At 71.8% G+C, this 5,717-nt stretch carries 5 protein-coding genes; 1 reads left to right on the forward strand and 4 read right to left on the reverse strand.

Annotation, left to right across the window (positions count from 1 at the left end; translation table 11 throughout):
* Nucleotides 1-2,001 (forward strand): family 43 glycosylhydrolase (locus tag QZ433_RS09780; RefSeq protein ID WP_295782629.1); only part of this gene is annotated, 2,001 nt, incomplete at its 5' end.
* Nucleotides 2,002-2,314: 313 nt separating this feature from the next.
* Here QZ433_RS09780 and QZ433_RS09785 read toward each other — a convergent pair.
* The 4 genes from QZ433_RS09785 to QZ433_RS09800 form a co-directional block, all read right to left on the reverse strand.
* On the reverse strand, nucleotides 2,315-3,055 hold the full coding sequence (locus QZ433_RS09785; RefSeq protein WP_295782632.1) for an acyltransferase domain-containing protein: 741 nt from the start codon (nucleotides 3,053-3,055) through the stop codon (nucleotides 2,315-2,317).
* Nucleotides 3,052-3,891 carry a class II fructose-bisphosphate aldolase gene (locus QZ433_RS09790; protein ID WP_295782634.1) on the reverse strand — a complete coding sequence of 280 codons (840 nt, stop codon included), beginning with the start codon at nucleotides 3,889-3,891 and terminating at the stop codon, nucleotides 3,052-3,054. Before QZ433_RS09790 ends, QZ433_RS09785 begins: the two co-directional genes overlap by 4 nt.
* Nucleotides 3,888-4,844, reverse strand: a complete 957-nt coding sequence (locus QZ433_RS09795; RefSeq protein WP_295782636.1) for a hexose kinase — start codon at nucleotides 4,842-4,844, stop codon at nucleotides 3,888-3,890. Before QZ433_RS09795 ends, QZ433_RS09790 begins: the two co-directional genes overlap by 4 nt.
* The coding region (locus QZ433_RS09800) for an amidohydrolase family protein (RefSeq protein WP_295782639.1) at nucleotides 4,829-5,717 on the reverse strand (889 nt) is incomplete at its 5' end. The genes QZ433_RS09795 and QZ433_RS09800, both read right to left, overlap by 16 nt.

Raw genomic sequence — 5,717 nt, forward strand, 5'->3', positions numbered from 1 at the left:
AACTGGACCGGCGAGCAGAACGCCGAGTCCGCGGCGGCGCTCCCGCGAGGCCAGTGGGTCCACCTCACCTACACCCTGCAGGGCAGCACGGCCCGCCTGTACCTCGACGGCCAGCAGGTCGCCGAGAACACGAACGTGACGGTACGTCCGGGCGACATCGGCGGGGGGTCGACCCTTGCGAACTACCTGGGCAAGTCGGTGTACAACGCCGACAACCTCTTCCGTGGTCAGATGCGCGACTTCGCGCTCTACAACCGCGCGTTGAGTCCTCAAGAGGTCGTCGAGCAGTCGGGGAATGCCGGGATCCTGGGCAATGTCAGCCTCCAGGACCCCACGGCCCTCAAGGTCGCTCCCCTCGTCGACACCGTCAACCGCACCGTGACGTTCCCCGTCAAGCCGGGTACCGACCTGACGACGCTGCGTCCGACGTTCGCCACCGCGGAGGGGACGACGGCCACCCCGGCATCCGGCACGGTTCGCAACCTCAGCACGCCCATGACGGTCACCCTGAAGACGGACGGCCAGGCGGACGTGGTGTGGACGCTCAAGGCGATCGAGATGAAGAGTCCGGTCCTGCCGGGCCTGTACGCCGATCCGAACATCGCGGTGTTCGGTGACACCTACTACATCTACGCCACGACCGACGGCACCCCGGGTTGGGGCGGCAACACCTTCTACGTCTGGAAGTCGAAGAACCTCGTCGACTGGACGCGGTCGGACAAGCCGTTCCTCACCCTCGACGGTGCCAAGGGCAACGTTCCGTGGGCCACCGGCAACGCGTGGGCGCCGACCATCATCGAGAAGGGCGGGAAGTACTACTTCTACTTCAGCGGTCACGAGCCGAACGCCAATCGCAAGATGATCGGCGTCGCCGTCGCCGACAGCCCCGAAGGGCCGTTCACTGCGCAAGCGCAGCCGATGATCACCAACGCCGAGAGCGTCAACAGCGGTCAAGCGATCGATCCCGCGGCATTCAAGGACCCCCGGACGGGCAAGTACTACCTGTTCTGGGGCAACGGCAGCCCCGTCTACGGCGAGCTCGCGGACGACATGAAGAGCATCAAGGCGGGCACGATCACGCGCATCACTGGTCTGCCCGACTTCCGCGAGGGACTCTTCATGAACTACCGCGACGGTCTGTACCACCTGACGTACTCGATCGACGACACCGGCTCACCCGACTACCGCGTCGGATACGCCACGTCCACGAGCGTCAACGGACCGTGGACCTACCACGGCCTGCTCCTGCAGAAGGACCCGTCGCAGGGCATCCTCGGTACCGCGCACAGCTCGATCATCAACGTGCCCGGAACCGACGAGTGGTACATCGCGTACCACCGCTTCGCGATCCCCGGCGGCAACGGCACCAACCGCGAGACGACGATCGACCGTCTCACCATCGGCGCCGACGGGCTCTTCCAGCCGGTTACGCCGACGCTGACGAGCGTCGAACCGCGCGAAGTGCCCGCGACGTCCCAGCCGACGGCGAGCCCGACGGCCGGTCCGACGGTGAGCCCGACGATGAGCCCGACGGTGAGCCCGACGGCCGGCCCGACGGTGAGCCCCACGGCGAACCCGACCGCCTCGGCGTCGGCCTCGGCCGTGCCGGCGGGCCCGCTCGTCACGGGCTCGACCTCCACGGTCGAGCGCGGCGGCACGGTCACGGTCACCGTCACCGGTCTGCAGGCCGCAGAGCAGATCCGGGCGGAGCTGCGAAGCGACCCGATCCGCATCGCGGGCATTCCCGCCGCCGACGCCACTGGACGCGTGACGTTCTCGGTGCAGATCCCAGGCAACCTGCCCGCGGGCGCGCACTCGATCGTCGTGTTCCGCGCCGACGGTACCGAACTCCCGCGCCTCGGCATCACGGTCGTCGCCACGGGCCAGCTGGCCACCACCGGCGCGCAGGCGCCGCTGGGCGCCGGCCTGCTCGCGGCGTCACTGCTGGTCGCCGGGGGAGCCTTGTGGGTGATGCGTCGCCCGCGTCGCACCGCGGCGTGATCCGCTGACGCCGATGCCGGCGTCGTGTCCTCCACGGGGGCGCGGCGCCGGCATCCGTCTGTTCGCGCACCGATCCGAGGAGGATCCGTGCCGAGCTCCCGCGCAGTCGCTCCCGCACAGCGGGCTGACGCCCGCGCAGCCACCGCGCCCACCCATCAGCCGGGCTCGCGCGCCTGCACCGTCCTCGTCGTCCCGCCATCGTCGTGCGCGTCGCGACGATCGCCGCGAACTCCCCGCTGCCGAGCGACCTCGCCGACGGGAACACCCTCGCCGCGAGCGTCGTCGACGAATGCGCGGCGCGGGACGTCGGGGATCACGACGGGGCGCCGCTGCGGTCGAGGACACCGGTCGGCTCCGCCCATCCCGCGTCCGAGCGCAGCCGTTGCGCCACCAGGCGCTCGAGTCGGGTCTTCGGAGACACCCGCGCGGGATCGCGAACGACATCGAGGGAGGAGGTGAAGACGAACTTCGCCGCCGACCGCGCACCGGCCTCGGTCGGCGCCGTGGTGGCGGGGTCGAGTGCGAACCGACGAGCGAAGGCGGCGATGTTCGTATCGGGAAGTGCCTCCGCGAGTACGGGTTCGAGCAGCCAGCTCGTGCACGTGAAACGCGTCGCACCGAGCAGCTGGTGCGCCCGGGCGAGCGATGTGTCCACGGCGTGAGGCCAGAGCGGACCGGTCCGTGGCAGGTGGAGGCCGTGAGCCCCCGTCGCCCCGGGTCGACGCTCGACCTGAAGGCGGCCCACCGACAGCACGTCGCCGCGCAGGATCCCGAGGAGCCACGGCAGCTCGTGCCGGGCGCCGTACACGCGATGCTTCTCGCCCACGTCGACGAGGGTCGCCGCCGTCACGTCCGGAGGGATGCCGAGAGCGCCGTGCATCGCGAGGGCGTCCGGGACGAGGGTGGCGAGAGCAGCGACGACCTCGCCTTCGGTCGCGGAATCCGCCGTGACTTCCGCATCCCGGTCGTGCAGAGCCGCACGGAGGCGTTCGAGCAGCGCCGTGGGCGCCGCGACATCGGTGCGGCTCGCACCGATCGCGTCGAAGGCACTCATCCGCGCAGGGTGAGCAGGCGCAGCAGACGTTCGACCTCGGCGGCGACGCTGTCGCGGGCCGAACCGATCCAGCGGCGCGGATCCACCCGCTCCGGCTCGGCGTCGAGGGCGGCGCGCACGCCGTCGGTGAAGAGGGCGTTCAGATGGGTCGAGATGTTGATCTTCGTCATGCCGGCTGCCACGGCCGCGCGCAGCATCTCGTCATCCAGTCCCGAAGATCCGTGCAGGACGAGGGGGACGGCTGCGGCGCCGGCGATGCGGGTGATGAGATCGGTGTCGACCGCTGCTTCCCGTGCGGTCATGGCGTGGCTCGTGCCCACCGCCACCGCGAGCCAGTCGACGCCGGTGTGCTCGACGAAACGTCGCGCGTCGTCGGGGTCGGTGCGCACACCCGGGGCATGCACCCCATCTTTGCCGCCGATCTCGCCCAGTTCCGCCTCGACACGAACGCCGCGGGCGTGACACAGCTCGACCATCCGCCGTGTGAGAGCGACGTTGTCGTCGTACGGAAGCTTCGAGCCGTCGAACATCACGCTGTCCATCCCGAGCTCGACGGCCTCCGTCACGAGGTCGACGTCGTCGGCGTGGTCGAGGTGCACGAGCGCGGGCACGCTCATCGCCCGCACGATGCTGAGCGTGGCCGCCGCGACCGGCTCGAGTCCACCGTGGTATTCGACACAGTTCTGACTGATCTGGAAGACGACGGGCAGGCCTGCGCGCTCGGCCCCCTGCGCGATGGCCTCGGCGTGCTCGAGCAGCACGACGTTGAAGGCGCCGATGCCGACCCTGCGGGAACGGGCGTCGAGGACGGGGTCGATGCGGGTGCGCACGGTCATGAGGGTCTCCTGACGGGTGAGGGGGCGACGAGCAGTCCGCCGACGTCGATGCCGGCGCGCGCGGCGAGGAGCAGCAGGGCGTCGAGGTCGACCGCGCCGGCGAGGGGATGCCGGACCGCCGCCGCGCCCGCCACCGTGGCCCACGCGACGGCCGTGTCCAGGGGCAGACCGTCATCGAGGGCGGCGACCAATCCCGCCGTGGCGGCGTCCCCCGCGCCGGTGGGGTTGCCGCTCACCCCGGGAACGGCGCCGCGACGGATCACGGTCCCGTCCGGTGCCCTGGCGATCATTCCCTCGGCCCCCCGCGAGACCACGACGGTCGCACCGTGCGCGGACAGCTGCGACATCGCGGCGTCGACGCTGCGCGCGCCGGTGGCGTCGCAGACCTCTGCCGCGTTGGCCTTGACGATGTGGGCCCCCGCAGCGGCGGCGGCGGCGAGGGACGGGCCGCTGACATCGACGAGCACGCGGGCCCCGCGCGATCGAGCGACCGCCACGAGCGCGGCGACCGCCGAGGCGGGTGCGCCCGCCGGACTCGACCCGGCGACGACGACCCATGCGTCCGGTAGCGCGCTGCGTCCGACCTCGGTCCGCAGCGATTCCCACGCCCGAGGATCGAACGGGGGACCGGGCTCGGCCAGCACGGTGGGGTGCGAGACGTCGTCGACGACGGTGACCGTCGTCCGCGTCTCACCGCGACCGGCGGTCGGTCGGACGGCGACGCCTTCGGCGGCGAGCTGTCGTCTCATCCACCGGCCCGCGTCGCCCCCGAGCGGTGCGACGACGACCACGTCGCGTTCGAGGGTGCGCAGCACCCGCGCCACGTTGACACCCTTGCCCCCGGCGCGGCGCTCGACCGAGGCGACGCGAAGGGTCTCGCCCACCGTGTGGTGCGCCACGCGGTAGGTCGTGTCGACCGCCGGGTTGGGGGTGACCGTCACGATGCGAGCCATGATCCTCCTGTCATCGTCCGAACCGAGCGGTCCGAGACGCCGACCAGATCCGCACGTCCTCCCACCCGCAGGCGGGGGGCCTCGATACCCAGCGCTCGGGCGGGGGTGCACGCGGCGGCGGTGACGACCGTGAGAGGGGGGATGCCGCGGCCGATCAGTCGCGCGACGATGCCGCCCAGCGTCATGGTCCCGCCGGCCAGTGAGGTGCCGTCGACGGTGCGGGCCACGCCGTCGCGCACCGCGACGGCGTTCCCGGCCAGGACGTATTCGCCGTCGCCGAGGCCCGTCGCCGACATGGCGTCCGAGACGAGCGACATGCGTTGTCCGGCCGCGGCGATGACGACGTCGATGACGGTGTCGGAGACGTGGATGCCGTCCGCGATCAGCTCGACGGCGACCTCCGGCCGCGACAAGGCCGCACCGACGAGCCCCGGTTCTCGCGCCGAGAGCGGCGGCATCCCGTTGAAGACGTGCGTCACGACCGAGGCGCCGGCATCCATCGCCCTCCTCGCCATGTCGGCGTCGGCGTCGCTGTGCCCGAGCGCGACCACGACGCCGGCGTCGACGAGTCGTGCGACGGCGTCGAGCGCGCCGGGCAGCTCCGGGGCGATCGTGACCATTCGAACGGTCCCCTCCGCGGTGGTCAGGATGCGGTCGATCTCGTCCGCGGTGGGCGCCCGCAGCAGATGCGGGGCGTGGGCTCCGCGACGAAGGGGTGAGAGCCAGGGGCCCTCGAGGTGCAGACCGGCCAGCTCGCCGCGCGTGACGAGGGGGCGCAGTTCGGCGATGCGCGTGAGCAGGTCGCGCGGTGCGCTGGTGGCGATCGAGGCCAGCATCGCGGCGACCCCGGCCCGACGGTGGTGGGCGATCGCC

It is taken from the genome of uncultured Microbacterium sp. (genome assembly GCF_913776565.1).
In the GTDB taxonomy this organism is placed as follows: Bacteria; Actinomycetota; Actinomycetes; order Actinomycetales; family Microbacteriaceae; genus Microbacterium.